The sequence below is a fragment of the Aldersonia kunmingensis genome (assembly GCF_001646865.1).
Lineage (GTDB): Bacteria > Actinomycetota > Actinomycetes > Mycobacteriales > Mycobacteriaceae > Aldersonia > Aldersonia kunmingensis.
The window spans coordinates 14,611-41,213 of sequence record NZ_LRRB01000218.1; the positions used below are offsets into that span (position 1 = coordinate 14,611).

Here is a 26,603-nt window from a genome sequence, read left to right on the forward strand (position 1 = left end):
TGCTGCGGGACCCCGGGACCGCGACACCGCAGCGAAAACAGGCAGTATGGAGGCTGTGAGTCCCACGCAGAGCAGTCGGCCGAACCGCGTCGCGGTCTTGTCCCTGCATACGTCGCCACTCGCACAACCGGGGACCGGTGATGCGGGTGGAATGAACGTCTACGTGCTGCAGACCGCCCTCCAACTGGCCCGACGCGGCACCCAGGTGGACATCTTCACCCGGGCGACGTCGTCTGCGGATGAGCCGGTGGTGCACGCCGCACCCGGCGTCGTCGTCCGCAATATCGTCGCCGGACCGTTCGAGGGCCTGGACAAGCACGATCTACCCACCCAGCTGTGCGCCTTCGCCGCCGGAGTGCTGCGCGAAGAGGCCCGGCACGAGCCCGGCTATTACGACCTGGTGCATTCGCACTATTGGTTGTCCGGGCAGGTCGGCTGGCTCGCGAGCGATCGCTGGGGAACGCCGCTCGTGCATACCGCCCACACGCTGGCTGCGGTGAAGAACGCAGCGCTCGCAGACGGCGACCGCCCCGAGCCCGCCGCGCGCGTGATCGGAGAGAAGCAGGTCGTCGCCGCGTCCAACCGGCTCACGGCGAATACCGCCGACGAGGCCAAGGCGCTCATCGAGGCTTACGGCGCGGCGCCGGAGAAGATCGACATCGTGGCACCGGGCGCGGACCTGACCCGGTACCGGCCCGGTGACCGGGTTGCTGCCCGCCGAAGCCTCGGCCTGGCCGACGACGAGGTCGTCGTGACGTTCGTCGGTCGTATTCAGCCGCTCAAGGCCCCGGACGTCCTGCTGCGCGCCGCTGCCCGACTGCTTCAGGATCGTCCAGATCAGCGCCTGCGCGTGCTCGTCGTTGGCGGCCCATCCGGCACCGGACTCGAGCGTCCCGACCTGCTCATCGATCTCGCCGCCGAACTCGGTATCGCCGACCGGGTGCGCTTCCTGCCGCCGCAGCCGCCGGACCGTCTCGTCGACGTCTACCGGGCCTCCGACCTGGTTGCCGTGCCCAGTTACAACGAGTCGTTCGGGCTGGTCGCCATCGAGGCGCAGGCGTGTGGCACGCCGGTGATCGCCGCCGATGTCGGTGGCCTCGGAACTGCCGTGCGCAACCACGAAACCGGCCTGCTCGTGCAGGGACATCGCACCGACGACTGGGCCACCGCGCTCGGCGCCATGCTGCGCGAGCCCGCCCGGTTGCGCGAGATGGGCGAGGCCGCGCACCGGCACGCATCGGACTTCTCCTGGGACGCCACCGCGGATGGCCTGGCGGCGAGTTATGCCGCCGCACTGGCCGGTCACCGCGGCGCGACGCCGATTGGCGAGGTGCCTGCGCTCGCATGGTCCAGCCGCACCGGGACGCGTCAGGTGTGGCGCAGTGAGGTCCGCCTGTGAGTACCTCGCCGGAGGCGGGCATAGACACGGCGGACACCCGCGCGGTCGTCGAGGCTGCACTGCGCGATCGTGAACTCGAATTCACCAACAAGGGCGACGACAATTTCATCGTCGAGTTGCCCGGTGAGCGCAAGCTCAAGACGACTGTCCTGCTCACGGTCGGCAACCACGGCGTGCGGATCGAGGCGTTCGTCGCCCGGCATCCCGACGAGAACGAGGCCGGGGTGCACCGCTGGCTGCTGAGGCGCAATCGGCGGCTCTACGGCGTGCACTACACGATCGACCGGATCGGGGATATTTACCTCGTCGGCCGCATCTCCGCCGAGTCGGTCACCCCGGACGAGCTCGACCGCGTTCTGGGTCAGACACTCGAGGCAGCGGACGGCGACTTCAACACGATCCTCGAGCTCGGCTTCGCGGAATCCATTCGGCGCGAGTGGAAGTGGCGAGTGTCGCGGGGCGAGTCCCTGGCCAACCTGAAGGCCTTCGAGCACCTCGTCGAAACAACCGAGGAAAACTGAGCGCATACCCGTTCGGGTCCCGGCGCGGTCGGAATTGTCGCGTGCGAGGATATTTGCCATGAGCACCGGAACCCTCGTCCTGCTCCGCCACGGCGAGAGCGAGTGGAACGCGATGAACCTCTTCACCGGCTGGGTGGATGTTCACCTGACCGATAAGGGCGTCGCCGAGGGTAAGCGCGCCGGGGCACTGCTCGCCGAGCACGGCATCCTGCCCGACATCGTCTACACGTCGGTGCTCCGCCGCGCGATCAGCACGGCCAACATCGCCCTCGACGCCGCGGACCGCCACTGGATCCCCGTCGTGCGCGACTGGCGGCTCAACGAGCGCCACTACGGCGCGCTGCAGGGCAAGAACAAGGCCCAGATCCGGGACGAGTACGGCGACGACCAGTTCATGCTCTGGCGCCGCAGCTACGACACCCCGCCGCCGGAGATCGAACTCGGCAGCACCTACAGCCAGGACACCGATCCTCGGTACGCCGATATCGACGTGCCGCTCACCGAGTGCCTCCTGGACGTCGTCAAGCGCATGGTCCCGTACTGGGAAGAGACCATTTCCAAGGATCTCCTCGCCGGCAAGACAGTTCTGATCGCCGCGCACGGCAACTCGCTGCGCGCGCTGGTCAAGCACCTCGACGGCATTTCCGACGACGACATCGCCGGCCTGAACATCCCCACCGGTATCCCGCTGCGCTACGACCTCGGCGAGGACCTCAAGCCGCTCGGCCCGTCGGCGTACCTCGATCCCGAGGCGGCTGCCGCGGGTGCGGCTGCGGTCGCGAACCAGGGCGCCGCGAAGTAATTCTCGATCGCGGCGGCGCCCATTGCGGCGCACGCCGCGATTCCGGCGAACAGCGGGTGAACGGCAGCGGAATACTCATTCGGAATAACTGTGAGAACGCACTCTCGCCACTTTTCCGATGTTTGCCAATCCTTGGTTGAACGTACGATTGCGGCGTGGACACCGTTCATATCGTGGTCATCGTCGCTGTGGCGACGGTGGCCTTCCTCGCCGGTGCCTTGATCGCGCCAGCGCTGCGTCGCCGACGCCCGCGAGTCATCGAGGACACCGGGTTGACGATTGCGCAGGTGCTTGACCACATCGTCCGGTCGACGCCGAGTGGCGTCGCGGTGGTCGATGAACACCGCGACGTCGTGCTGTTCAACCCTCGCGCCACTGAACTTGGGCTCGTAGACGAGAGCGGACGCCTCGACGACCGCGCGTGGGTCGCGGCGCAGGTGGTGCTGCGAAACGGCGATGCCGCCGAATGCGATCTGAGCAACCGTGAACTCGGCGCCCGGGAGAACATCTCCGTCCGCGGCACCGCTCGCATGCTGTCCCAGTACAACAGCAACCTGGTCCTGATCTTTGCCGACGACGACTCCGAACAGGTGCGGATGGAATCCGCCCGCCGCGATTTCGTCGCCAATGTCAGCCACGAACTCAAGACCCCGATGGGCGCGATGAGCCTCCTCGCAGAGGCGCTGCTGGAAAGCTCCGACGACCCCGACGCGGTCCGCCACTTCGGCGGCAAGGTGCTGATGGAGTCGAACCGGCTCGGCAACATGGTGAAGGAACTCATCTCACTCTCACGGCTGCAGGGAGCCGAGAAGCTGCCGGAGCTGTCGATCGTCGATATCGACGAGCTCGTCAACGAGGCCGTCGTCCGGTCCCGGCTATCGGCGGAAACCGCGGACATCACCGTCGCGACCGATCGGCCCAGCGGGCTCGAGGTCGCCGGTGACCGCACCCTGCTGCTGACCGCATTGACCAACCTGGTCGAGAACGCGATCACCTATTCGCCGGCCGGATCGAGCGTGTCGGTTAGCCGCAGCCTGCGTGATGGCAAGGTGGCCGTCTCCGTCACCGACCGCGGTATCGGCATCGCGAAGGAAAACCAGGAGCGCGTGTTCGAACGCTTCTTCCGCGTGGACCCGGCGCGGTCTCGCTCGACCGGCGGTACCGGCCTCGGGCTCGCCATCGTCAAGCACGTCGTTGCGAACCACAACGGCGAGATCGAGCTGTGGAGCAAACCGGGGATCGGCTCCACGTTCACGATCCGCATACCGGCCTTCGAGGAACTCGACACCAAGGTGCCGCTGCGTGACCTGCCGCTCTGGCCGGATTACGTCGCGCAGGCGAGGGCTGAACAGACCAATTTCGATAGGCCGGCCATGGTCCGGTTCGAACAAGTGGTGGAGGCAACTCTTTGACCAGCGTGTTGATTGTCGAGGACGAGGAGTCGCTGGCAGATCCGCTCGCCTTCCTGCTGCGCAGGGAAGGCTTCGACGCGACCGTCGTGGGGGATGGCCCCTCGGCGCTGGCCGAATTCGATCGCTCCGGAGCAGACATCGTGCTGCTCGACCTGATGCTGCCGGGGATGAGCGGCACCGAGGTGTGCAAGCAACTGCGCGCCCGCTCCGGGGTGCCGGTGATCATGGTGACCGCACGCGACAGCGAGATCGACAAGGTCGTAGGCCTCGAACTGGGCGCCGATGACTACGTCACCAAGCCGTACTCGGCGCGCGAACTGATCGCCCGGATCCGCGCGGTACTGCGTCGCGGTCCGGAGGGTGATCTCGACGGCGGGATTCTCGACAGCGGAGTTCTCGACGCCGGCCCGGTCCGCATGGACGTGGACCGGCACACCGTGCATGTCGGCGGTAATCAGGTGACGTTGCCGCTCAAGGAGTTCGATCTCCTCGAATACCTGCTGCGCAACACCGGCCGTGTGCTCACCCGCGGACAGCTGATCGACCGGGTGTGGGGCGCCGACTACGTGGGTGACACCAAGACCCTCGATGTCCACATCAAGCGGCTGCGCTCCAAGATCGAGGACGATCCGGGCCGGCCGAAGTACATCGTCACCGTGCGCGGGTTGGGGTACAAGCTCGAGGCGTAGGGGGCTCGTTCCCGCGGTGATCACGGAGGGACCAGTGCGGCGTGGGCCCTCAGCGGTCCGGATGCGCGTGCGCGGTCGCGGGGTGCACCGCGATCAGCCCGAGGCCCTCGCGGCGCTTGCAATGCCGGGCGAGTTCGGCGTAGGCGGCAGCACCGATCAGTTCGGTGAGCTCAGGCGCGTAGGACTGGTAAACGGCCTTGGCGCCGACGTGGGCGTCGGGGGAGCCGGAGCAGTACCAGTTCAGGTCGAGGCCGCCCTCGCCCCAGCCGCGACGGTCGTACTCACCGATCTCGCTGCGCAGGATCTCCACGCCATCCGGCCGCGTCACCCATTCCTGGGTGCGGCGGATCGGCAGCTGCCAGCAGACGTCCGGCTTCACCTCGAGCGGTTCGATGCCCTTGCGGACGGCCATGATGTGCAGCGCACAACCGATGCCGCCCTCGAAACCGGGACGGTTCAGGAAGATGCAGGCACCGTCGTAGCGGCGGGTGCGCAGCGCGGGCTCGTCCTCGAGTTCGTCCTCTTCGAGGTAGCCCTTCTTGCCAAGGCCCTTCTCGCGGAACTGCCAATCCTCTGCGGTCAGCATCTTCACGGAGTTCGCGAGCTTCTTGCGGTCGTCCTTGTCGGACAGGAACGCGCCGTGGCTGCAGCAACCGTCATCGGGGCGGCCCTCGATGATGCCTTGGCAGGCAGGCGTGCCGAAAACACACGTCCAGCTCGACAACAGCCAGGTGAGGTCCGCGGCGATGATGTGCTCATCGTTGTCTGGATCGACGAACTCGATCCACTCCCGGGGAAAGTCGAGGTCCACCTCGGGAGCAGGATCCATCTTCGACTGCGACGGGCGATCACCTGGTGTCACAGACGCCGACGGTAGACCAGTACCTTGTATTTGTGCGTTTAGGGGTACTTGATGTCGGCAGCAATACTGTCCACCTCCTTGTGGTGGACGCACATCGCGGCGGGCATCCAATGCCTATGAGTTCGACGAAGGCCGCACTCCGCCTGTCCGAGAACATCGACGATGCGGGCCGGATCACCACGGCGGGCGCCGACCGGCTGATCCGCACGGTGGAGGAATTCGCGGGTATCTCGCGAAGTTCCGGCTGTGGCGAGTTGATGGCCTTCGCGACATCCGCTGTTCGAGAGGCGGAGAACTCCGACGAGGTACTGGCCGCGGTACGGGACAACACCGGCGTGGCACTCGAGGTGCTGTCGGGACAGGACGAGGCCCGGCTGACGTTCCTCGCCACGCGGCGCTGGTTCGGCTGGAGCGCGGGTCGCATTCTGAACCTCGACATCGGCGGCGGCTCACTCGAGTTGAGCACCGGTGGCGACGAGGACCCCGATTGCGCGCTGTCGCTTCGCCTCGGCGCCGGCCGGCTCACCCGGGACTGGTTGCAGGAGGACCCGCCGGACAAGCGCCGCATCGCGGTGCTACGCGATTGGCTGGACGCCGAACTCGCCGACGCGGCCAAGGAATTGAAGGCGGGCGGCAAACCCGACCTGGCCGTGGGCACCTCGAAGACGTTCCGTTCGCTCGCCCGACTGACCGGTGCGGCGCCGTCCGGGGCCGGTTTGCGGGTGCGCCGAACGCTCACAGCGGCAGGTCTTCGACAAGTGATTGCATTCATATCTCGGATGACTGCCGCGGACCGGGCAGAATTGGAAGGCGTGAGCGTAGATCGATCGCGCCAACTGGTGGCGGGGGCCCTGATAGCAGAAGCAGCGATGCGCGCGTTGAATGTCGACGAGCTCGAGATTTGCCCGTGGGCGCTGCGTGAAGGTTTGATCCTGCGGAAGCTCGATGCCGAGCCGAACGGGCACAGCAGTGACGCACAGTTGGTGGAGGCGGCCCCGTGAGCCCGGCCGAGAACCCAAACGAAACCGGCCAGATCAGCGTCGCCGAACTACTCGCGCGCAACGGCCGGGCCGGCGGCGCGGGCGGCAGCTCTGGCGGTGGCCGTCGCCGCCGTGGTGAGTCCGACGGCGGGATTTCGGTCACCGACCTGACTGGCGAGATCCCGGTGGTCCGGGACGCGACGCGGCACCGCAGGGCAGCCGAACCGGAAGACGACGCGCAGGAAATCGCGGCGGCCGCCGCTCCGCCACCCACGCCAGTGGCGCCGCCCAGTCCGCCACCCACGCCAGTGGCGCCGCCTCGCGCCCCGGTGCCGGACCCCGCGCCGGATTCCTCCGGCGATAGCACGGGCGACACCGTGCATGCCTGGTCCGAATACGAGCGCGAGCCGCAGCTGCTGTCCGGCGGCAGCACCGTCGCCAGCGAGATGCTGCGCAACTCCATCGAGGCAACCCGCGACGATCCTCCCGTCGAAACGCGCGCTCCTGCAGCACCGTCATTCGCTGCGCCCGCTCCCGTCGCGCCCACGCCACCGGCGCCGCCCGCGACCCAGCCTTCGCCGGAGGCCCCGCCGAAGCCCGAACGCCGACTGTTCCGCAAGGAGTTCCCGGTCGTCGACGTGCCGTCGTGGGCGCTCACGGGCAACATCGACGTCCCGCAGTCGCCAACTTTTGGCGGGTGGACCGCCCCCCATCCGGCCAAGCGCGATGAGCCCGAAGGCTGGGCCGATGAAGAGTCCGACTACCTCGACTCGGACTATCTCGAGGCCGATGGCATCGAGCCGGAAATCGACGAGGTCGACTACGACGATGAGGTCGATTTCGACGAGGGCGAGCAGGCGGACGAGCACGAGGAAGACGTCGGCGAAGGCAGCAGCCCGCTCAAGCAGTGGCTCGCGCTGGCGGTCGAGGCGGGCGTTGCGCTCGTCGTAGGCGGACTGTTGTTCAAGGGCTTCGAGCGATTGTGGGACATGTTGCCCTGGGTCGCATTGGTGCTGTCGGTCATGGTGATCCTCGGCCTCGTCGCCCTGGTGCGGGTTGTTCGCCGCACCGACGACATCCTCAGCTTCGTCATCGCGATCGTGGTCGGGATCTTCGTTACGATCGGTCCGCTCGCATTCCTGCTGAGTACGGGATAGGGCCGTGACCACTAACGTCGACCGACCGCTGCGGCGGAAGATCCCTGTCGGGCTTTCCACCGCGTCGGTGTATCCCCAAAACGCCGAGGACGCATTTCGCTACGCCGCCGAACTCGGTTACGACGGTGTCGAATTGATGGTGTGGGCCGAACCGGTCAGCCAGGATCTCGGTCGCGTGCAAGCGCTGGTGCGCAAGTACGCCGTGCCGGTCCAGGCCGTGCATGCGCCGTGTCTGCTCATCTCGCAACGTGTGTGGGGTGCCGACCCCGTTGCCAAGTTAGACCGGTCGGTTCGGATGGCCGAGGCGCTCGGGGCCGACAACGTGGTGGTGCATCCCCCGTTCCGCTGGCAGCGCCGCTACGCGGACGGGTTCGTCGATCAGGTCGCCGAACTCGAGGAAAACAGCAACGTCCGCGTTGCGGTGGAGAACATGTTCCCGATGCGCGCGGACACTCTGTTCGGACGCGGTGAAGCGTCGGTCGAGCGGATGCGACGCCGAGGCGGTCCGGGCGCGGGGATCTCGGTCTTCAGCCCCTCCTACGATCCGACGGACAGCGACCACGCGCACTACACCCTGGACCTGTCGCATACCGCGACCGCCGGAACGGATGCGATCGCGCTCGCCAAGCGCATGGGCGATCGCTTGACGCATCTGCATCTCGCCGATGGCCGCGGTGCCGCCTACGACGAGCATCTGATTCCGGGTGAGGGCAACCAGCCCTGCGCCGAGGTGCTGAACACGTTGGCGCAGAGCAATTTCGCCGGTCAGGTGGTGCTCGAGGTGAACACGCAGAACGTGCGCAGCCTCGCGGAACGGGCAGCAATGCTGCGCCAGGCGCTCACGTTCGCGCGCACTCATCTGACCGGGCCGAGCGACTACCGGACACCGGAGGTCATCGTGGCCTCAGAATCCGGTGATGCCGGCAACGAGCACGGCAACGCCTGAGATCACCAGTCCGACGACGAGGCAGGCAAATCCGAGCCAGACCGATGCGATCATCCGGCCGGGCCGCTGCGGATCGCTGCCGAGCACGGACAGGAAGAAGCCGAGCGGGACGAAGATCGCTGCGGACAGCACGATGATCGCGCCTGCCGCGGCCCAGCCCGGGCTCGCTCCCGATGCGGGCCCGAGTAGGGCGATCACCAGTCCGAGGATCACCAGCACACCCGCGTGGGCGTGACCGGCGCGGAAGAACGTCTTTTGCAGGTCGTTGGCGCCCTGCTTGCCTGTGACGACGCGGAGCATGAATGTCCCGCCGAACGCGATCCCGACAACGGTCAGCACGGTGATTCCGATGACCGTGCCGAGCAGCGGGGACAGCGGCTCGACGGTCGATGCGGTGGCGCTCATGGCGACTCCCTCCGATTGACGACGCATTGGATACTGCTTCTATCCAATCTTGGATAGTGTTAGTATCCAATGTCAAGGAGGTTTTCGATGCGCGTATCGGAACTGGTCGCCGAGACCGGCATCCCGCTGGCATCGGTGAAGTTCTACCTGCGTGAGGGCCTCCTCATGCCTGGCGAGACGACGAGTGCGACGCGTGCGGTCTACGGCGAGGAACACGTGCGCCGGCTCCGGCTGATCAAGGCGCTCACCGCCCTCGGGATTCCGCTGGCCAAGGTGCGCGAGATCGTGGAGGTCATCGATGCACCGGTGGAGTCGCTGTTCACCACGCTCGGCGCCGCGCTGTCCGCCCTGCCGCCCTACCTCGATTCCGATGAGGCCGGCGAAGCAGGAGCGTCGAGTGAGCCGGTCGACTATCCGCGAGCCCGTGCCGCGCTTGCGTGCCTCGGCCAGACCTATACCCCCGATTACCCGGCCGTGGCGCAGCTCGAGAACGCGCTCGCGACCGTCGAGCAGATCGGCATCCCGATGAGCGAGGCGCGGTTGCGCGCGTATGGACAGCATGTCCGCGGCATCGCCGAGGCCGACCTCGCCGAGATGCCGACCGACTCCGCACTGTCGGCGATCGAATACGCAGTCGTCGGTACCGTTTGTTACGAGCCGGTACTCGCCGCGATGCGGCGTCTGGCGCATCAGGACCTGGCCGCCGCGTCTGTCGGCACCCCAGTAGTCACCGACGTGCAGAAATCGTCGGAAAACACCGAAAGAGAAGACGATGACCGCTGACCCGACCACCGTGGACCGCATGCAGAGCGGCGACGAAGCCGGGCTTGCACCCTTCCGGCAGCTGACCACCCTCACCCGACTCGGGGGCGGCCGGTACGAGGCGCACATCGATCCGATCTGGACGATCGGGCCGAAGGTGCACGGCGGCGTCATGCTCGCGGTCACTGCCGCTGCAGCACGTGACGAACTGCGCGGGACCGTCGGCGAGGCTGCCGCGGCGATGCAGCCGATCGCCGCCAGCGTCGACTTTCTCGGCGCGCCCACTCCCGGCGACGTGATCCTCGCGGTGCAAGTGCGCAAGACCGGCCGCCAGATCTGTCTGGCCGACGTCGAGCTGACCCAGGGCGACCGGACCTTCGTGCGTTCCACCGTCACGCTCGGCTTCCCGGAGCAGACTCCGCCGGTGCATCAGGTGGATGGACTTGCCGATATGCCGTTGTCGCCGCCGGACAACGCGGACGACTACCAGCCCGCGTCGCCGATGGGGCAGATCGTCAATGTCGCGAAAGGCTGCCACCTGCGCCTGGACACGACCTCCGCGCACTTCCTGTCCGGCCGCACCGGCGAGGCCGCGGTCCGGCTGTGGGCACGTCCGTACGACGCGGACGACGAGGACCTCGACACCCGCGTGCTGTTCGCGATGATGGCCGCCGATATCAGCCCGCCCGTGTTGATGAACCTCGGCAAGATGGGCTGGGCGCCGACCGTGCAGATCACCACATACCTGCAGCGCATCCCGGCCCCGGGCTGGCTGCGGGTCATGTCGAGCGCGAAGTCGATCGGCACCGTGCTCTTCGACGAGGATCACGTGCTTGTGGACGAGACCGGCGCGGTCGTGGCGCAGAGCCGCCAGCTCGCAATGGCCCCGAAGTAGCCCCGCTTATTTAGTGCCCAGCCGGGGCGAGTGGGGTCGGCCGAGCGGCCTAGGCTGTCCGCCATGACGAGAATCGCAGTGATCGGCGGCGGCAAGATCGGCGAGGCGCTGATCGCCGGACTGCTCGAATCCGGCCGCGCCACCAAGGACCTGGTCGTGGCCGAGCACCTCGAGGCGCGCGCCAAGGAACTCGCCGCCAACTACGGAATCCGCGTCACCAACGTCGCCGACGCCGTCGAGGGCGCCGATGTTATTGCCATCGCGGTCAAGCCGGGCGACGTCGACTCGGTTCTCAATGCGATCGGTGAGGTCGAACTCGACGGCGAGCGCGAGCAGATGCTGATTTCGCTAGTCGCCGGTATCCCGACCTCGCGATTCGAGCTGAAGCTGCCTGCCGGCTTCCCGGTGGTGCGGGCCATGCCGAACACTCCGATGCTGATCGGGCAGGGCATGAGCGCGATCGCGCCCGGCCGCTACGCGCGCGAGAAGCACATCGAGCTGGTGAACGAGGTGCTCGGCGCGGTCGGCCAGGTAACCACGATTTCCGAGAGCCAGATCGATGCCGCGACCGCGGTCTCGGGCTCCGGACCTGCGTATTTCTTCCTGGTCGTCGAGGCGATGGTGGATGCGGCGGTAGGCCTCGGGCTCTCGCACGCGACCGCCACCGAGCTTGTCGTACAGACGATGGCCGGTTCCGCGGCGATGCTGGCGGTGACCGAAGAATCCGCGACGCAGCTGCGTGGCGCGGTCACCTCTCCGGCGGGCACGACCGCAGCTGCGATCCGTGAACTCGAGCGTCACGGCGTCCGATCGGCCTTTATCGAGGCGCTGAGTGCTGCAAAGGCGCGTTCCGCTCAACTCGGATTGGATGCTGAATCGTAATCCGATTGCGCTCAGGCGTCGCAGTAATACCACTGGCAACGCTAAGCTTCTCTTAGCACGTGCGTGTCTGTTCCGCGGGAGGGGAAGCCTGCGGCGCGGACGTGCCGGAGGTGTGTGAGTTGATGGCGTCTGGAAACAAGCCGTCGCAGGGCGCAAGTGGGTCGACCGACCCGCAGCAAGCCCTCGGTGGAACGCAGTTCCTAACCGTCGCCGAAGTGGCGAACCTGATGAGGGTCTCGAAAATGACGGTGTATCGGCTTGTGCACGCGGGTGAGCTCCCGGCAGTGCGGGTGGGACGCTCTTTCCGTGTACACGCGAAGGCCGTGCACGACTATCTCGAGACCTCGTACTTCGACGCCGGGTGATCGCTAAACCGAGTCGAATGGAAGTGCAGTACCCAGCCGGTTTCGTGCAACCGAGGCGAGACCGGTAATATCGGTGCTCGTCGTGCCAGCCAGGTTCCGTCAGCGCTGCGCAAGAAGGGGCGTACGTGACCGGCGTGCGCGAACGCTAGAGAGAACGTGAGGGTGCCCGAATGGGTTCTGTGATCAAGAAGCGCCGCAAGCGCATGTCGAAGAAGAAGCACCGCAAGCTGCTTCGCCGCACGCGAGTTCAGCGTCGCAAACTCGGCAAGTAAGCCGTAGATGCTCCAGCGAATGCCCGCCACCCACTTGGGGTGGCGGGCATTCGTATTTGAAACGCGATGTTTTGAGTCAAGGGACCAACTTCGAACGGCTAATTAATAGCTCGTTAGCACCTGGTTAAGCCTTCGATCAAGTAGGTCGTAGGTGACCTAGAGTGATCTGAATAACACGGAATTGGGGGATTCTCGTTGACTAACGAAGTACGTGGGACTGCTCCACCGAGGGTGGTGCTGGTATCCGGCGCGAGTATGTTCTACGGCGCTTATCTCGTGTCGCGGCTGGCGCAGAACCCGGCCGTCGAGCGGGTGATCGCCGTGGATGCCAAAACGCCGTCCAAGGATTTGTTGCGGCGCATGGGCCGAGCCGAGTTCGTTCGTGCGGATATTCGAAATCCGTTGATCAGTAAGGTAATTGCGGGCAACGAGGTTGACACCGTGGTGCACTCTGCCACAATGGCGCGACCGCTGAAGTCCGGTAGTCGTACCGCGATGAAAGACGCCAACGTGCTCGGCGCGATGCAGCTGTTCGCGGTCTGCCAAAAGACGCCGAGCGTGCGCAAGGTTGTCGTGCGGTCGTCGTCCTCGGTCTACGGATCGAGTGCGAAGGATCCGGTGAAGTTCACCGAGGACATGGGCGCGCTGCGACCGCCACGGGGGGCATTCGCGCGCGACATGATCGAGGTCGAAGGTTTCGCCCGCGGGCTGGCTCGCCGCAGGCCCGATATTGCGATCTCGGTTCTGCGGCTGGCACCGACCGTCGGTCCGCAGTTGCTCGGCAGCGCGGTCCGTTATGTGACCTCGCCGCTCGTGCCGAGCGTGCTCGGCCGCGATGCGCGGTTGCAGCTGCTGCACGAGGAGGATGCGCTCGCCGCGCTCGAACTCGCCACAGTTTCGGGTCCGGCCGGCACATTCAACATCGGCGGCGACGGCCTGCTCATGCTGTCGCAGGCTATCCGGCGCGCTGGGCGCGTCGAGATACCGATGCCGTTCTCGGTGTTCAGCAACGCCGGTCGCTTTCTGATGGGCCCGTTGATGAGGGATTACACCTCGGCGCAGATGGACTACTTCCAGTTCGGCTGCGCGATGGACACCTCGCGGATGCGTAGCGTGCTCGGATTCGAGCCCCGCTGGACGACACCGCAGGCATTCGATGATTTCGTCAAGGGCGCAGCGTTGCGACCGGTAATCAAACCTGACTGGATCGACGCGGCCGAGGCCGGTCTGCTGAATCTTGTCGGAGCGAAAGCGGGAGCGCTGTGACCAACGACATCTTCACCAACGAATCCGACGTACACCCTGGACGCGGCACCGCGGTGCCGGCCCCCGAACACGCGATCGATCCGAACGGCGCCCGCGTCATTCCGCTATACAGTGATCACCGTTCGGACTCCGCCATACGGCGCCCGAGCAACGGAGATCAGCTCGGCACGGTCTCCTCGCTCACAGACCGGTTGCCCGGCACTGGCGGGCCCACGGAGTTCGTCGACGGTGTGCGCCGCTCGGTCGCCAAGCAGATCACGGGCGCGGCCTCGTTCCTGCGCAAGCGGCTGTCGGGCGAGTACACGATCGACGAGTTCGGCTACGACGAGCACCTTTCCGAATCGGTGCTGCTGCCGGCGCTGCGGCCCACGTTCGAGAAGTGGTTCCGCGTCGAGGTCAGCGGGATCGAGAACCTGCCGGAGGCCGGTGGCGCGCTCATCGTCGCCAACCATGCCGGTGTCATCCCGATCGACGGGCTGATGACGCAGGTCGCAGTGCACGACCACCACCCGAAGCAGCGTCCGCTGCGGATGCTCGCGGCGGACCTGGTGTTCGAGACCCCGTTCCTCGGCACCGCAGCGCGCAAGGCCGGGCACACGTTGGCCTGCACCGCGGATGCGGAGCGGCTGTTGCGCGGCGGTGAACTGACGGCGGTGTTCCCCGAGGGGTTCAAGGGCGTCGGCAAGTCGTACACGGACCGGTACAAGCTGCAGCGCTTCGGACGCGGCGGTTTCGTCTCGGCGGCGGTGCGCACCGGCGCGCCGATCATCCCGTGCTCGATCGTCGGCTCCGAGGAGATCTACCCGAAGATCGGCGACATCGCGCCGCTCGCCCGACTGCTCGGGCTGCCGTACTTCCCGGTGACGCCGCTGTTCCCGCATTTCGGGTTGCTCGGAGCGATTCCGCTGCCGTCCAAGTGGTACATCGAGTTCGGCGAGCCGATCCTCACCGACACGTACGAACCCGATACCGCGGATGACCCGATGATCATGTTCGACGTCACCGATCAGGTGCGCGAGACCATCCAGCAGACGCTCTACCGGCTGCTCGCCAAACGACGGAACGTCTTCCTCGGCTGAGACGCTGCCCGGGCCCGGTCACCGACCGGGCCCGAGCTTTGTCAGACGACGCATCGCGAGGTGATAACCGTTCGATAACGGGCGGATGAGACAGTGTTCGCGTGCAGTCGGTCCTCATCCGCGATGTTCCCGCCCGGGTCGCCCATCCGACTCGGCGGTTCTGGTCCGGCCGCCGGGTTCTGATCGCCGCGTTCCTGTTGCTCGATGCAGCGCTGCTGCTGCGCGGGTTCATCGCGCTGACCGGCAACTTTTACTGGGATGACCTGATCCTCATCGGCCGTGGTGCAGAGAACGGACTGTTCTCCGCCGACCTGCTGCTGCGCGACCACGACGGGCACTTCATGCCCGGTGCCTTCTTCGTCGCTGCGGCCGCCACGAAAATCGCGCCGCTGCAGTGGTGGCCTGCGGCGCTCACCCTGATCGTCATGCAAGCCGCCGTGGGTTTGGCGGTCCTGCGGTTGCTGCGCCTGCTGCTCGGGACCCGGCCGATCCTGCTCGCGGTGTTTGCCTGGTACCTGTTCACGCCGCTGACCTTGCCGTCCTTTGCCTGGTGGGCCGCCGCGCTGAACTCGCTACCGATGCAGTTCGCGCTGGCGTGGGTTGCCGGGGACGCGTTGAAACTGGTTCGCACCGGTCGCGCGCGTTATGCCGCGTCTGGTGCCGTCGTCTTCGCCATCGCGCTGGCCTTCTTCGAGAAGTCAGTGCTCGTTCCGTTCGTCGCGTTCGCGGTCGTCGCCATGTGCGCCCGTATCGATGGGGAGTTCCGCCCGATCCGGACGGTGCTGCGCGAGGGCCGGATCCTGTGGATTCTGTGCGGCGCGCTGCTTGCCTGCTGGACCGCGTTCTACCTGGTCATCGTGCAGTCCCGGCCCATGTTCCAGCACACGTCGGGTGCGCCCGGGTTGATCTGGCACGCCACGTCGCTTGGGCTTTTCCCGGCCGTCGTCGGCGGTCCCACGCAGTGGGACCGCTGGCCGCCCAGCCCGCCATGGGCGACCCCGCCGGACGCGGTGGTGTGGCTCGCGTGGGTGGTGATCGTGCTCGCTCTGGGCGCCGCGCTCTATTACAAACGCGCCTCGGGCGCGGTGTGGCTCGGTGTACTCGGCTACGTCGCGGTGTGTGAGGCCGCGATGATCGTGACCCGATCGAGCGAGGGCACCGCATACGAGCTCGGCCAGACCCTGCGATATGTCGCCGATGCGGCCGTGGTGATCGCGATAGCTCTGGCGCTGACCGCACGTGCGCCGATGCGCGGGGGACGGGTCCTGCCGAGCTGGGCGCTGAACGGGCGAATGCGGTCGATCGCGGTGGTGGCCCTTGTAGCCGTCTTCACCGTCTCGAGCCTGGTCTCAACGGCGACTTTCCAGCGGGCGTGGCGCAACAACCCGACCGTCGACTACCTCGCCACCGCCAGGGCCGAGCTTGCGGCGAATCGCGATGTGCCGCTGCTCGACGAGGCAGCGTCGATCTGGGTGTTGTTGCCGGTCGCGTACCCGAACAACCAGATCAGCCATGTCCTCGGCGCACTGCCCGAGCGTCCGGAATTCGGTTCATGGACCCCGAAGCTGCGATCGATGGACGACTTCGGCCGACTCATGGAGGCGAATGTGAACTGGACCCGCGCGATCCCGCAGGGCCCGGAACCGGGCTGCGGGTTCCGGATTACCCCGGCCGTAGCGGGTGAACTGGCTCCGGTGACCGCGATCGCCCTCGACGGTGGGCTGCTGTACTGGGGCTGGACCGCGCAGCTGAACTACAACGCCGACCGGGACGGCATCGTCACGGTGTCACTGTCCACCGGTGACGCGGTGGATGTTCCTGTGCAGGCGGGTTTGCACACGGTGTTCGTTCGCCTGAACGGGAAGGGGTGGCACGTCGACCTGCGGCCCCGCACGCCCGGATTGTCGATGTGTGTCGGCTCGGGACCGGTCGGCATCGTCGCGCGCACGAATACGCCGGTCGGATGATGACGCAACCGCCCACCGCTGCGCACAAGACGGCAGACCGGGTCGCCGCGCTCACCGGTGTTCGCGCGCTCGCCGCGCTGCTGGTGGCCGGCGCGCACGCCGGTTTCTGGACCGGCCGCTACACGCCCGACCTGATCGGGGGCTTCTTCTCCCGGCTCGAGGTCAGCGTCGCGATCTTCTTCGCACTATCCGGGTATCTGCTCTTCCGCCCCTGGGTCCTTGCGGCCGAGCGGGGCCGACCGATGCCCTCGGTGCGGAATTACCTGCGGCACCGCGTGTTGCGCATCCTTCCCGCGTACTGGGCCGTCGTGACCGCGGTGTACCTGATCTACCTGGTGCGCGAGCCGGGCCCGACCGGGCAGGGTCTCGACGGCTATCTACGCAACATGACGCTCACCCAGATCTACGGGCTCGGGCACCTGCACACCGGGCTAACCCAGACGTGGAGCCTCGCGGTGGAGGCCACCTTCTACCTCGTGCTGCCCGTGCTGGGATGGCTTGCGGTACGGGTGGTGTGCCGCGGCGGGGCACACCCGGTGCGGTTCGCGATATTTCTCGCCGCGCTCGTGCTGGTCACACCGCTGTGGATCCTCCTCACACAGCACAACGAAAATTTCGACTTCACGTCACGACTGTGGCTCCCCGGCTTCATGGCCTGGTTCGCCGGCGGCATGATTCTGGCGTTTCTGGCCGGTCGGCTGCGCCAGGCCAACCCCTATCTGATGCTCGTGTTCGTAGCGGTCACGTTCTTCATGGCGTGCACGCCACTCGCGGGGGAAGCGACCATCGTGCCCGACGATCAGGGCGCGGCGATCACGAAATCGCTGCTCTACCTCGTCGTCGCGGTCGGCCTGATCGCGCCGCTGGTGATCGGGGACAACCCCGGCCCGATCGGCTGGTTGTTCTCGACTCGGCCGATGGTCTGGCTCGGCGAGATTTCCTACGAGTTTTTCCTGGTGCACGTGATCGTGCTGGAACTTGTCGTCGACCTGCTCAACTACCCGCTGTTCGGCGGCTCGACTGCTGTGGCATTCCTGATGACCGTGGCGATCTCGGTACCGATCGCATGGGCATTGCACCGTGCGCTCGGGCGGTGGATTCCGACGGGCGGCAGGATCCGTCCGCCGCGCGGGCGGCTCTCGCGCGGCACGCGCGCATTCCCCACCGCCAGAAAGCCTGCGCCCGTCGCCGTCGCAGAGGTGGTTTAGCTCGCGAGCGGATGCTCGCGCCGCCGGGTGAGCACCGCTGCCACCGCACCACCGGCCGCGCCGAGTGCGAGCGCGGTGGGCACGCCGATCTTGGCTGCCTTGCGTGCGGTCCGGAAATCGCGGATCTCCCACCCGCGGTTCTTGGCCAGCTCGCGTAGATCCGAATCCGGGTTGATCGCCACCGAGGTGCCGACCAGCGACAGCATCGGGGCATCGTTGTAGCTGTCCGAATATGCGGTGCAGCGCTTGAGGTTCAGGCCCTCACGAATGGCGAGCGAGCGCACGGCATGTGCCTTGCCCGCGCCGTGCAGGATGTCGCCGACGAGGCGTCCGGTGAACTTGCCGTCCTCGCTCTCGGCGACGGTGCCCAGTGCTCCGGTGAGGCCGAGCCGCTTCGCGATCACCTGTGCCAATTCGACGGGCGTCGCGGTGACCAGCCACACCTGCTGGCCGGCATCGAGATGCATTTGGGCGAGCGCGCGAGTGCCCGGCCAGATCTTGTCCACGATGATCTCGTCGTAGATCTCCTCGCCGAGCTGCGCGAGTTCCGCAGTGGACCGCCCGGCGATGAAGGCAAGCGCCTTCTCCCGTCCGCTCGCGACGTCGTCGCTGTTCTCCTTGCCGGACACCCGGAACTTCACCTGCTTCCAGGCGAAATCGACCAGGTCGGAAGTCTTCAGATACTTGCGCGCCGCCAGACCACGCGCGAAGTGAATGATCGAGGCGCCCTGCACCATCGTGTTGTCGACATCGAAGAACGCAGCTGCGGTGAGGTCGCGCGGCGGTGCCTCGCGCTCGACGGCGACCTCGTCCGCCTCGTGCAGCGCCAACGCGGCGTCGGCGCTGGCCTCACCGGCTAGGTTGGCGCGCACCTCGGCGTCGCTGGGGCGGAACGGGTTGCGGTTACGGCCACCAACGAGCGGGCGTGCACCGAATCGGCCGGGTACGAACCCGGCCGGCAGCAGGCCCGACACCTTCGATTCCGGTCGCTCCGGCACCTGCACCTCCAGTGTCACGGGGCTGCCGCGACCATCGCTGATGTACGCGACAACACTATCCCGACTGGGCACGCTCGGGGTGGCACAGTGAAAGGCATGACAGTGTCCGGATCGTCACCCGATGCAGCGTCCGAAGAGCACGCTCACACAGTGACTCTGCTCACTCGCGCGGGCTGCGGTTTGTGCCATCGGGCGCACGACGAGTTACGTGTCATTTGCGCCGACTTCGGCATCGATGTCGCGACCGTCGATGTGGACGAAGTCGCAGGTACAGACCCTGCGCTGCGGGCGGAATTCGGTGATCGCCTACCGGTCGTACTCCTCGACGGGCGCGAGCACAGTTATTTCGATGTCGACGAAGCCAGATTGCGTGCCGACTTGACACGGTGACCCACCCCCCGCTCGCGCCCACACATGCCCTTCCTGGTAGTGGCGGATTTCACCGACTTTGTGCAGGGGTTCACAAGCAGTTACCGTGGTGTGAACATTCCCGGATTGCCGATCGGAAACCCGGGCGTTTACCTGCGGCCGCATGAGGAGCCATCGAAGTGACAGAGCACGACGAGACGCCGAGCGTGCGCGGCGTTTCTTCCGAGGCTCTGCATTTGCATTCGTCGGCGGTAGCTGAGCGCGCGACGCGGGGCCCCGCTGAGCACAAGGACATTCCGCAGGCGACCGTCGCGCGGCTCGTCGATTATCTGCGTGTTCTCGGCGTGCTCGCCGATGAGGGAACGCAGATCGTGTCCAGCGAAGAGCTCGCCGCGGCGGCCGGCGTCGGCTCGGCGAAGCTGCGCAAGGACCTCTCCTTCCTCGGACCGAACGGTGTGCGTGGCGTCGGATATGGCGTTGACCGGCTCCGTGCCCGGATCGAAGGCGCGCTCGGCATGGGCCAGGGCCACCGGGTTGTCCTCGTCGGCGTGGGGAACCTTGGTCGCTCGCTCGCCGGATACGGCGGTTTCGGGCGCCGCAACTTCGACTTGGTCGGCTTGTTCGACGTAGACCCCGATGTGATCGGCACCGAAGTGGCCGGTCTCGAGGTCCTCGACGTCCACGACCTGAAGGCACTGTGCGTGGACCTCGCGCCGACGATCGGCGTCATTGCGGTGCCGGATTCGGCAGCGCAGGAGGTGTGCGACCAGCTCGTCACCGCCGGCGTGCGGCGGTTGCTCAGCTTCGCGCCGGTAACGGCGTCGGAGGTCGATCAGGTGGATATCCGCCGGGTGGACCTTGCCGTGGAGATGCAGCTGCTCTCCTTCAGCAGTGTGCGCAACGCGCAGCCTTCGCAGCGCGGTGCGGCTGCGGAACCGGGGCGCTCCTCGCGAGTGCCCCTTGCGTCGCCAACGGGGGCGGCGTCAGCGACCAAGGGAGCGGTGGCCACACCATGAGCGTTCTCCTCGTCGGTATCTCCCATCGCAGTGCTCCGGTATCCGTGCTGGAGAAGGTTGCGATTACCGAGTCGGATCGGCCGAAGCTCACCGACCGCATGCTCTCCTCGGGGCACATTTCCGAGGTGATGATCGTTTCGACCTGCAACCGGGTCGAGGTTTACGCGGTGGTCGACGCCTTCCACGCCGCTCTCGCCGTCGTCGGCGAGCTGCTCGCACAGCACTCCGGGATGGCGATGGCCGATCTCACCCGGCACGCCTACGTGCGATACAGCGAGGCAGCCGCGGAACATCTGTTCGCGGTGGCCAGCGGCCTGGACTCGATGGTCGTGGGCGAGCAGCAGGTGCTCGGCCAGATCCGAAATGCCTATGCCGCCGCCGATGCGCAGCAGGCCGCGGGCCGTGTCATGCACGAACTTGCCCAGCAGGCCCTGCGGGTGGGCAAGCGGGTGCACTCCGAGACCGGTATCGACTCGGCCGGTGCCTCGGTCGTTTCGGTCGCGCTCGACCGCGCCGATCGTTCGCTCGTCAAGCAGACCGGTTCGGGCCTCGCCGGACGGACCGCAGCCCTCGTCGGCGCCGGTTCCATGGGCGGCCTCTCGGTGGCGCATCTGACCCGTGCGGGAATCGGCCGCATTCTCATCGTGAACCGCACCCGCGAGCGCGCCGAGCGCCTCGCGGCGACTGCCGCGTCCAACGGCGTCGATACCGAGGTGTACGACCTCACCGAGCTGAGCGACGCGATCTCCGCGTCCGACGTGCTGATCACCTGTACCGGCGCGGTCGGTGCCGTGGTCACGATCGGCGATGCCCACCGGGCACTGTCGAAGCGGGACACCACCGCTCGGCCGCTGGTGGTCTGCGATCTCGGACTGCCCTTCGATGTGGAGCGGGCCGTCGGCGGCCTGCCCGGCGTCACCGTCATCGATATGGAGACGCTGCAGCGTGACCCCGCCGCGGGAGCCGCGGCATCCGATGCCGAGGCGGCACGCGAAATCGTCGCGGCCGAACTCGCCGCATACCTTTCCAGCCAGCGCCAGGCCGAGGTCACTCCGACCGTGACGGCACTGCGCCAGCGCGCCGCCGAGGTGGTCGAGGCCGAGCTGATGCGCCTCGACACCCGCCTGCCCAACCTCGGCGATCCCCAGCGTGACGAGGTCGCGCGCACGGTGCGACGCGTCGTCGACAAACTGCTGCATGCCCCGACGGTTCGGGTCAAACAGCTTGCCTCCACACCCGGCGGCGACAGCTACGCCGAGGCGCTGCGCGAGCTGTTCGCGCTCGAACCCGGTGCCGCGCAGGCGGTTGCCGCGCCGATGGAAATCCGCAACGTCAGCGATGTTTCCAACGCGAGCCTGGGCGATCTGCTGTCCATCGAGCTTGCCGATGACTTCACCGCCGGCGGTCTGCACGAGGACCGGGGAGCTGCCTCGTGAGCACTTTCACCGAAGCCGTGGCGGGTACCCGTCCGGCCGGCGATGACCCCGTGCTGCGCATCGGCACGCGTGGCAGCCTGCTCGCCACCACCCAGGCCGGTCATGTGCGCGACGCACTGATCGCGGCAGGCCACCCAGCCGAACTGAAGATCGTGCGCACCGCGGGTGACGAGTCCGCCGCACCGGTCGCGGAGATCGGCGTCGGCGTATTCACCACCGCGCTGCGCGACGAACTCGCCGCCGGGAACATCGACATTGCGGTGCACTCCTTCAAGGACCTGCCAACCGCGCCCGACGAGCGGTTCACCATCGCCGCGATCCCGCCCCGCGAGGATCCGCGCGACGCGCTCGTGGCTCGCGACGGCATGGTGCTCGGGGAGTTGCCGCCCGGTTCGCGGGTCGGCACCTCGGCGCCGCGCCGGATCGGGCAGTTGCTCGCCCTCGGACTCGGCCTCGAAATCGTTCCGCTGCGCGGCAATCTCGACACCCGGCTGCGCAAGGTAACCGACGGCGAACTCGATGCCGTCGTGGTCGCTCGTGCGGGTCTGTCCCGGATCGGGCGGACCGGCTCGATCACCGAGGCGATCGAGCCGGTACAGATGCTGTCCGCACCCGCGCAGGGTGCGCTCGCGGTGGAATGCCGCAGCGATGACCCTGAGACCGCGAACATTCTCGCGGCGCTCGACGACGCGGGCACCCGCGCCGCGGTGATCGCCGAGCGCGCGCTGCTCGCCGAGCTGGAAGCCGGCTGCACCGCACCGGTCGGAGCGCTCGCCGAGGTCGTCGAGTCGATAGACGACGACGGCCGGATTTTCGAAGAGATTTCCCTGCGCGGCTGCGCAGCGGCCGCGGACGGCAGCGATGTGCTGCGCGCCTCCGCGGTGGGTTCACTTGCCAAGGCCGATGAGCTCGGTCGCGCGGTAGCGCGCGAGCTGCTCGACCTCGGGGCACGCGAGTTGATGGGCGTTCGTACCGAGAGCGGGGGTGCGCCATGACGCACCTACGCCGGGGGTCACGGCATACCCGCCGATGGCCCCCGAACGAACCAATCGACCGCTTCATGTTCGACGCTGGAAATGCACTGGAGAACCACCGATGAGCCGAGTACGTAAGCACACGACCGGACGGGTCCTGTTCGTTGGATCGGGTCCTGGCGACCCAGCGCTGCTGACCGTGCGGGCACGCGAGGTGCTCACACAGGCAGCGCTGGCCTTCACCGACCCGGATGTCGACAAGGGTGTAGTCGCCCTGATCGGCACCGCGCTCGACGCGACCCATGGTGAGGGCGACGCCGAAGAGCTCGTGGCCGATATCCGGCCCGCGCTCGGCGATCCCGCCGAGGTGGCCAAAACCCTGGTCGCCGAGGCCCGCAACGGGCACGACGTGGTCCGCGTCGTCTCCGGCGACCCGCTGACCACCGACTCGGTGATCGCCGAGGTCAACGCGGTTGCCAGGGCGCACGTGCAGTTCGAGGCGCTGCCCGGCCTGTCGGCGGGCACCGCTGTGCCGGCCTACGCCGGTCTCGCGCTCGGCTCCGGCCACACCGAGGCCGATGTCCGCGGCGAGGTCGACTGGGCCGCGCTCGCGGCGGCGCCGGGACCGCTGGTCCTGCACGCCACTTCGGGACACCTCGCCGAGACGGCCAGCGCACTGGTCGAGCACGGCCTGGCCCCGCAGACCCCGGTCGCGGTCACCGTTCGTGGCACCACCCGCCAGCAGCGCACGGTCGAGGCCACCCTCGCCACGCTGAACGAGTCGGCTTCCGAGCTGGTTGGCCCACTGGTCGTGACGATCGGCAAGATCGTCGGTCAGCGCACCAAGATGTCGTGGTGGGAGTCCCGCGCGCTCTACGGCTGGACGGTTCTGGTGCCGCGCACCAAGGATCAGGCCGCGGAGATGAGCGATCGGCTGGTCACGCACGGCGCCATCCCGATGGAAGTGCCGACCATCGCGGTCGAGCCGCCGCGCAGCCCCGCGCAGATGGAGCGCGCGGTCAAGGGCCTGGTCGACGGCCGCTACCAGTGGGTGGTGTTCACCTCGACCAACGCCGTGAAGGCCGTGTGGGAGAAGTTCGCCGAGTTCGGTCTCGACGCGCGGGCGTTCTCCGGCGTCAAGATCGCCTGCGTCGGCGAGGCAACCGCGGACAAGGTTCGCTCGTTCGGCATCAAGCCCGAACTGGTTCCCTCCGGTGAGCAGTCCAGTCTGGGCCTGCTCGAGGAGTTCGCGCCCTACGACGAGATCTTCGACCCCGTCAACCGAATCCTGTTGCCGCGCGCCGACATTGCGACGGAGACCCTCGCCGAGGGCCTGCGCGAGCGGGGGTGGGAGATCGACGACGTGACGGCCTACCGCACCGTGCGGGCAGCGCCGCCGCCGGCCGAGACCCGCGAGATGATCAAGACCGGTGGATTCGACGCCGTGCTGTTCACCTCGTCCTCGACGGTCCGCAACCTTGTCGGCATCGCGGGTAAGCCGCACGCGCGCACCATCGTTGCGTGCATCGGTCCCAAGACCGCGGAGACGGCGATCGAATTCGGTCTGCGCGTGGACGTGCAGCCGGAGACCGCGCAGGTCGGTCCGCTGGTCGAGGCGCTCGCCGAGCATGCCGCCCGGCTGCGCGCCGAGGGTCTGCTTCCGCCGCCGCGTAAGAAGAGTCGCCGGCGCTGACCCGCTCGCCGGTCGAGAAGGGAGTCCCAGTGTTTCCCGCCGATCGTCCTCGCCGGCTGCGGTCCAGCCCCGCGATGCGTCGACTTGTCGCCGAGACCTCCTTGGAGGCACGGCACCTCGTGCTGCCGATGTTCGTCGCCGACGGCATCGCGGAGCCGCGACCCATCTCGTCGATGCCCGGCGTCGTGCAGCACACGCTCGACTCCCTGCGTAAGGCGGCGACCGAGGCGGTCGATGCCGGCGTCGGTGGGCTCATGCTGTTCGGTGTCCCGCGGCAAGAGGACAAGGACGCCGAGGGCAGTTGCGCGAGCGATCCCCACGGCATCCTCAACCGCGGCCTTGCCGCGCTGCGCGACGAGGTCGGTGCCGACACCGTCGTGATGGCGGATACCTGCCTCGACGAGTTCACCGATCACGGTCACTGCGGTGTGCTCACCGCGGACGGTGCGGTGGACAACGACGCAACCCTCCGCCGGTACGTGGAAATGTCTCTCGCGCAGGCGGAATCCGGCGCGGTGCTGCTCGGGACCAGCGGGATGATGGACGGGCAGGTCGGCGCGATCCGTGCCGCGCTCGACGAAGCCGGTCATGTGGATACCGGGATTCTCGCCTACGCGGCGAAGTACGCCTCGGCGTTCTACGGCCCGTTCCGTGAGGCCGTAGGTTCGACGCTCGAGGGAGACCGGCGGACCTATCAGCAGGACCCGGCGAACCGCCGCGAATCGATCCGCGAGGTGGACCTCGATCTTGCCGAGGGCGCGGACATCGTCATGGTAAAACCGGCGATGGCCTACTTGGATATCCTGCGAGAGGTTGCCGACCGGTCCACGGTTCCCGTTGCGGCGTACCAGATTTCGGGGGAGTACGCGATGATCACCGCGGCCGCGGACAACGGCTGGATCGATCGCGACGCCGCGATACTGGAATCGCTGCTGAGCATCCGGCGCGCCGGTGCGGACATCGTGCTGACGTACTGGGCCGCCGACGTCGCCCGCCGACTCTCGTGACCATGCCGGGGATGACGCCGCCCGTGACGGCGCCGCGCTCGACACCGCAGGACGTCATCACCGCGTTCCAGCTGTGGTGGGTCGCCGCCGGTTTCGGGCTCGCACAGTTGGTCTGCGCCGTGATCAGTGCGCTCGGCGAGCGGGACCAGGTCATCGATCAGTTGCTCTCCGATATGGCCCGCCGGGATCCCGAGCTCGCGCTGAGCCGGAACACCGCTGAACTGTTTGTCTTCGCCGGCATGGTGCTTGCGGTCGTTATCGGCATCGTGCTCGCAGCGATCGTCCTGCTCATCGCCTATCAAATGCGTAAAGGTCGCCAGTGGGCGCGCACGGTACTCACGATGCTCGGCTCGATCCTCGTTGTGTTCGCGGTCCCCGCACTGTTCGGGCTCGGCACTGCGACGGGTGCGGTCGGAATGCTCACCGGCGCGCTGGCAATCCTCGGTGGCGTGGCCGCCGCGGGAGCGATATTTCTCATGCATCGCAAGGACTCGAATACCTACTTCCTACCGGGCCTGCGACCGCGCTGACCTGCGCTTTGATTGCAAATTTGTGAATCAGGGCACTACCTCTTATTGTGAACGCAATCACAGGCGGGGTTTCGGGGAGGAAAGCGCGAATGCGGGTTGTGATCGAGCAGCGGCACAGTGCACGACGTGAGATGGCTGTGCTTGGCCTGATCTTCCTATTCGCCCTTATTACCGTCGCCGTTCTGCTGGTCCCCGGCATGGTCGGCTGACCATCCCGATTCGTCTTCACAAGCGGAGTCACGCAGGATAGCGCTGTGTCGACATCTCCCGCCCCGCTCGAAACGCCGCGTCGCCCGACTGTTGTGAACGCCGCGTACTGGGTTTGGCTGGCCGCCGCCGCGATGTGCGTGTTCTTCGGCCTGCTGCAACTGTTCATCTCCGGTGATGCCGTGCGCGATGCTCTGCTCGAGCGGCATCCGGATGCCGATATCGACGCCACGATCACGCTGATCCGTGGGGTGGGTGCAATCACCGCCGTCGTGGGTGTGGCCGTCGCGGCGCTCGCCGGCCCGGTTCGCAAGGGCAGCGCGCGAATGCGCCGCACGCTGGTCGTGCTGTCGGTCGTCTTTGCCTTCCTGCTCGTGGTCGGCTCCGCGAGTCTGCCGATTCATCCCCTGCTCATCATCGCGGGGATGGCCCTGCTGATCGCGTCCTTCCTGGTTTACCTGCCTGCGGCGGGCAAGTGGTTCGACGGTGCTTGATCCGGTGAAC

28 protein-coding genes are annotated in these 26,603 nt (G+C 67.2%); 25 read left to right on the forward strand and 3 right to left on the reverse strand.

Annotated elements, in window-relative coordinates:
- Positions 1 to 46 precede the first annotated feature (46 nt).
- The 5 genes from mshA (at position 47) to A8G08_RS16850 (ending at position 4,823) form a co-directional block, all read left to right on the forward strand.
- A complete protein-coding gene (mshA, locus tag A8G08_RS16830) occupies positions 47 to 1,399 on the forward strand; it encodes a D-inositol-3-phosphate glycosyltransferase (RefSeq protein ID WP_068276462.1) in 1,353 nt (450 codons plus the stop codon).
- Between the two features lie 20 nt (positions 1,400 to 1,419).
- On the forward strand, positions 1,420 to 1,920 hold the full coding sequence (locus A8G08_RS16835) for a type III secretion system chaperone family protein (RefSeq protein ID WP_068276503.1): 501 nt from the start codon (positions 1,420 to 1,422) through the stop codon (positions 1,918 to 1,920).
- 49 nt (positions 1,921 to 1,969) lie between these two features.
- Positions 1,970 to 2,722 carry a phosphoglyceromutase gene (locus tag A8G08_RS16840; RefSeq protein WP_187344481.1) on the forward strand — a complete coding sequence of 251 codons (753 nt, stop codon included), beginning with the start codon at positions 1,970 to 1,972 and terminating at the stop codon, positions 2,720 to 2,722.
- 155 nt (positions 2,723 to 2,877) lie between these two features.
- Positions 2,878 to 4,134 (forward strand): sensor histidine kinase, encoded by a 1,257-nt coding sequence (locus A8G08_RS16845; protein WP_084436398.1) that lies wholly within the window; start codon positions 2,878 to 2,880, stop codon positions 4,132 to 4,134.
- Positions 4,131 to 4,823, forward strand: a complete 693-nt coding sequence (locus A8G08_RS16850; protein ID WP_068276468.1) for a response regulator transcription factor — start codon at positions 4,131 to 4,133, stop codon at positions 4,821 to 4,823. Before A8G08_RS16845 ends, A8G08_RS16850 begins: the two co-directional genes overlap by 4 nt.
- 49 nt (positions 4,824 to 4,872) lie before the next feature.
- Here the strand turns inward: A8G08_RS16850 and A8G08_RS16855 are convergent, their stop codons facing one another.
- Complete coding sequence (locus A8G08_RS16855; RefSeq protein WP_068276469.1) at positions 4,873 to 5,652, reverse strand: DUF3109 family protein; 780 nt, start codon at positions 5,650 to 5,652, stop codon at positions 4,873 to 4,875.
- Positions 5,653 to 5,717: 65 nt separating this feature from the next.
- On the opposite strand from A8G08_RS16855, the gene A8G08_RS16860 reads away from it, so the two are divergent.
- From A8G08_RS16860 to A8G08_RS16870, 3 genes are read left to right on the forward strand one after another with little or no spacing between them, the layout of a single operon-like run.
- Positions 5,718 to 6,686, forward strand: coding sequence for a Ppx/GppA family phosphatase (locus tag A8G08_RS16860; protein ID WP_068276507.1), 969 nt, complete (start codon positions 5,718 to 5,720; stop codon positions 6,684 to 6,686).
- Positions 6,683 to 7,822: a Yip1 family protein gene (locus A8G08_RS16865; protein WP_068276472.1), complete on the forward strand. Its 1,140-nt coding sequence runs from the start codon at positions 6,683 to 6,685 to the stop codon at positions 7,820 to 7,822. Before A8G08_RS16860 ends, A8G08_RS16865 begins: the two co-directional genes overlap by 4 nt.
- 4 nt (positions 7,823 to 7,826) lie before the next feature.
- Positions 7,827 to 8,768 (forward strand): sugar phosphate isomerase/epimerase family protein, encoded by a 942-nt coding sequence (locus A8G08_RS16870; protein WP_068276475.1) that lies wholly within the window; start codon positions 7,827 to 7,829, stop codon positions 8,766 to 8,768.
- Here A8G08_RS16870 and A8G08_RS16875 read toward each other — a convergent pair.
- Entirely contained in the window at positions 8,727 to 9,173 is a 447-nt protein-coding gene (locus A8G08_RS16875) for a hypothetical protein (protein WP_425394571.1), read from the reverse strand. The genes A8G08_RS16870 and A8G08_RS16875 overlap by 42 nt on opposite strands.
- A gap of 87 nt (positions 9,174 to 9,260) precedes the next feature.
- Between A8G08_RS16875 and A8G08_RS16880 the strand changes: the two genes are divergently transcribed.
- From A8G08_RS16880 to A8G08_RS16915, 9 genes are all read left to right on the forward strand, one after another.
- Complete coding sequence (locus A8G08_RS16880) at positions 9,261 to 9,956, forward strand: MerR family transcriptional regulator (RefSeq protein WP_068276478.1); 696 nt, start codon at positions 9,261 to 9,263, stop codon at positions 9,954 to 9,956.
- Complete coding sequence (locus A8G08_RS16885) at positions 9,946 to 10,830, forward strand: thioesterase family protein (RefSeq protein ID WP_084436400.1); 885 nt, start codon at positions 9,946 to 9,948, stop codon at positions 10,828 to 10,830. The genes A8G08_RS16880 and A8G08_RS16885 overlap by 11 nt, the downstream gene beginning before the upstream one ends.
- A gap of 63 nt (positions 10,831 to 10,893) precedes the next feature.
- Entirely contained in the window at positions 10,894 to 11,712 is an 819-nt protein-coding gene (gene proC / locus A8G08_RS16890; RefSeq protein WP_068276480.1) for a pyrroline-5-carboxylate reductase, read from the forward strand.
- Positions 11,713 to 11,834: 122 nt separating this feature from the next.
- Complete coding sequence (locus A8G08_RS16895) at positions 11,835 to 12,077, forward strand: helix-turn-helix domain-containing protein (protein WP_068276516.1); 243 nt, start codon at positions 11,835 to 11,837, stop codon at positions 12,075 to 12,077.
- Between the two features lie 170 nt (positions 12,078 to 12,247).
- Positions 12,248 to 12,349, forward strand: coding sequence for a 30S ribosomal protein bS22 (locus A8G08_RS26775; protein WP_003402602.1), 102 nt, complete (start codon positions 12,248 to 12,250; stop codon positions 12,347 to 12,349).
- Positions 12,350 to 12,544: 195 nt separating this feature from the next.
- Positions 12,545 to 13,615: an NAD-dependent epimerase/dehydratase family protein gene (locus A8G08_RS16900; protein WP_187344479.1), complete on the forward strand. Its 1,071-nt coding sequence runs from the start codon at positions 12,545 to 12,547 to the stop codon at positions 13,613 to 13,615.
- A 53-nt stretch (positions 13,616 to 13,668) separates the two neighbouring features.
- The gene (locus A8G08_RS16905) at positions 13,669 to 14,694 is read left to right on the forward strand and encodes a lysophospholipid acyltransferase family protein (protein ID WP_425394572.1); all 1,026 of its coding nucleotides are present in this window, start codon (positions 13,669 to 13,671) and stop codon (positions 14,692 to 14,694) included.
- 101 nt (positions 14,695 to 14,795) lie between these two features.
- Positions 14,796 to 16,661, forward strand: a complete 1,866-nt coding sequence (locus tag A8G08_RS16910) for a hypothetical protein (RefSeq protein WP_245672861.1) — start codon at positions 14,796 to 14,798, stop codon at positions 16,659 to 16,661.
- Complete coding sequence (locus A8G08_RS16915) at positions 16,658 to 17,869, forward strand: acyltransferase family protein (protein WP_245672862.1); 1,212 nt, start codon at positions 16,658 to 16,660, stop codon at positions 17,867 to 17,869. Before A8G08_RS16910 ends, A8G08_RS16915 begins: the two co-directional genes overlap by 4 nt.
- Here A8G08_RS16915 and A8G08_RS16920 read toward each other — a convergent pair.
- Positions 17,866 to 18,831, reverse strand: a complete 966-nt coding sequence (locus tag A8G08_RS16920) for an HAD family hydrolase (RefSeq protein ID WP_245672866.1) — start codon at positions 18,829 to 18,831, stop codon at positions 17,866 to 17,868. The two genes, A8G08_RS16915 and A8G08_RS16920, sit on opposite strands and share 4 nt — an antisense overlap.
- A 132-nt stretch (positions 18,832 to 18,963) precedes the next feature.
- On the opposite strand from A8G08_RS16920, the gene A8G08_RS16925 reads away from it, so the two are divergent.
- From A8G08_RS16925 to A8G08_RS16960, 8 genes are all read left to right on the forward strand, one after another.
- Positions 18,964 to 19,257, forward strand: coding sequence for a glutaredoxin family protein (locus A8G08_RS16925; protein ID WP_068276484.1), 294 nt, complete (start codon positions 18,964 to 18,966; stop codon positions 19,255 to 19,257).
- A gap of 158 nt (positions 19,258 to 19,415) precedes the next feature.
- The gene (locus tag A8G08_RS16930; protein ID WP_187344480.1) at positions 19,416 to 20,252 is read left to right on the forward strand and encodes a redox-sensing transcriptional repressor Rex; all 837 of its coding nucleotides are present in this window, start codon (positions 19,416 to 19,418) and stop codon (positions 20,250 to 20,252) included.
- The gene (locus A8G08_RS16935) at positions 20,249 to 21,688 is read left to right on the forward strand and encodes a glutamyl-tRNA reductase (RefSeq protein ID WP_068276488.1); all 1,440 of its coding nucleotides are present in this window, start codon (positions 20,249 to 20,251) and stop codon (positions 21,686 to 21,688) included. The genes A8G08_RS16930 and A8G08_RS16935 overlap by 4 nt, the downstream gene beginning before the upstream one ends.
- Entirely contained in the window at positions 21,685 to 22,683 is a 999-nt protein-coding gene (gene hemC, locus A8G08_RS16940; RefSeq protein WP_068276490.1) for a hydroxymethylbilane synthase, read from the forward strand. The genes A8G08_RS16935 and hemC overlap by 4 nt, the downstream gene beginning before the upstream one ends.
- 100 nt (positions 22,684 to 22,783) lie before the next feature.
- Positions 22,784 to 24,355, forward strand: a complete 1,572-nt coding sequence (locus tag A8G08_RS16945; RefSeq protein ID WP_068276493.1) for a bifunctional uroporphyrinogen-III C-methyltransferase/uroporphyrinogen-III synthase — start codon at positions 22,784 to 22,786, stop codon at positions 24,353 to 24,355.
- A 29-nt stretch (positions 24,356 to 24,384) separates the two neighbouring features.
- Positions 24,385 to 25,362 carry a porphobilinogen synthase gene (gene hemB / locus A8G08_RS16950; protein WP_068276495.1) on the forward strand — a complete coding sequence of 326 codons (978 nt, stop codon included), beginning with the start codon at positions 24,385 to 24,387 and terminating at the stop codon, positions 25,360 to 25,362.
- Positions 25,363 to 25,373: 11 nt separating this feature from the next.
- The gene (locus tag A8G08_RS16955) at positions 25,374 to 25,892 is read left to right on the forward strand and encodes a hypothetical protein (RefSeq protein ID WP_068276533.1); all 519 of its coding nucleotides are present in this window, start codon (positions 25,374 to 25,376) and stop codon (positions 25,890 to 25,892) included.
- A gap of 254 nt (positions 25,893 to 26,146) precedes the next feature.
- On the forward strand, positions 26,147 to 26,593 hold the full coding sequence (locus tag A8G08_RS16960; RefSeq protein WP_068276498.1) for a hypothetical protein: 447 nt from the start codon (positions 26,147 to 26,149) through the stop codon (positions 26,591 to 26,593).
- The last annotated feature ends 10 nt before the right edge of the window (positions 26,594 to 26,603 follow it).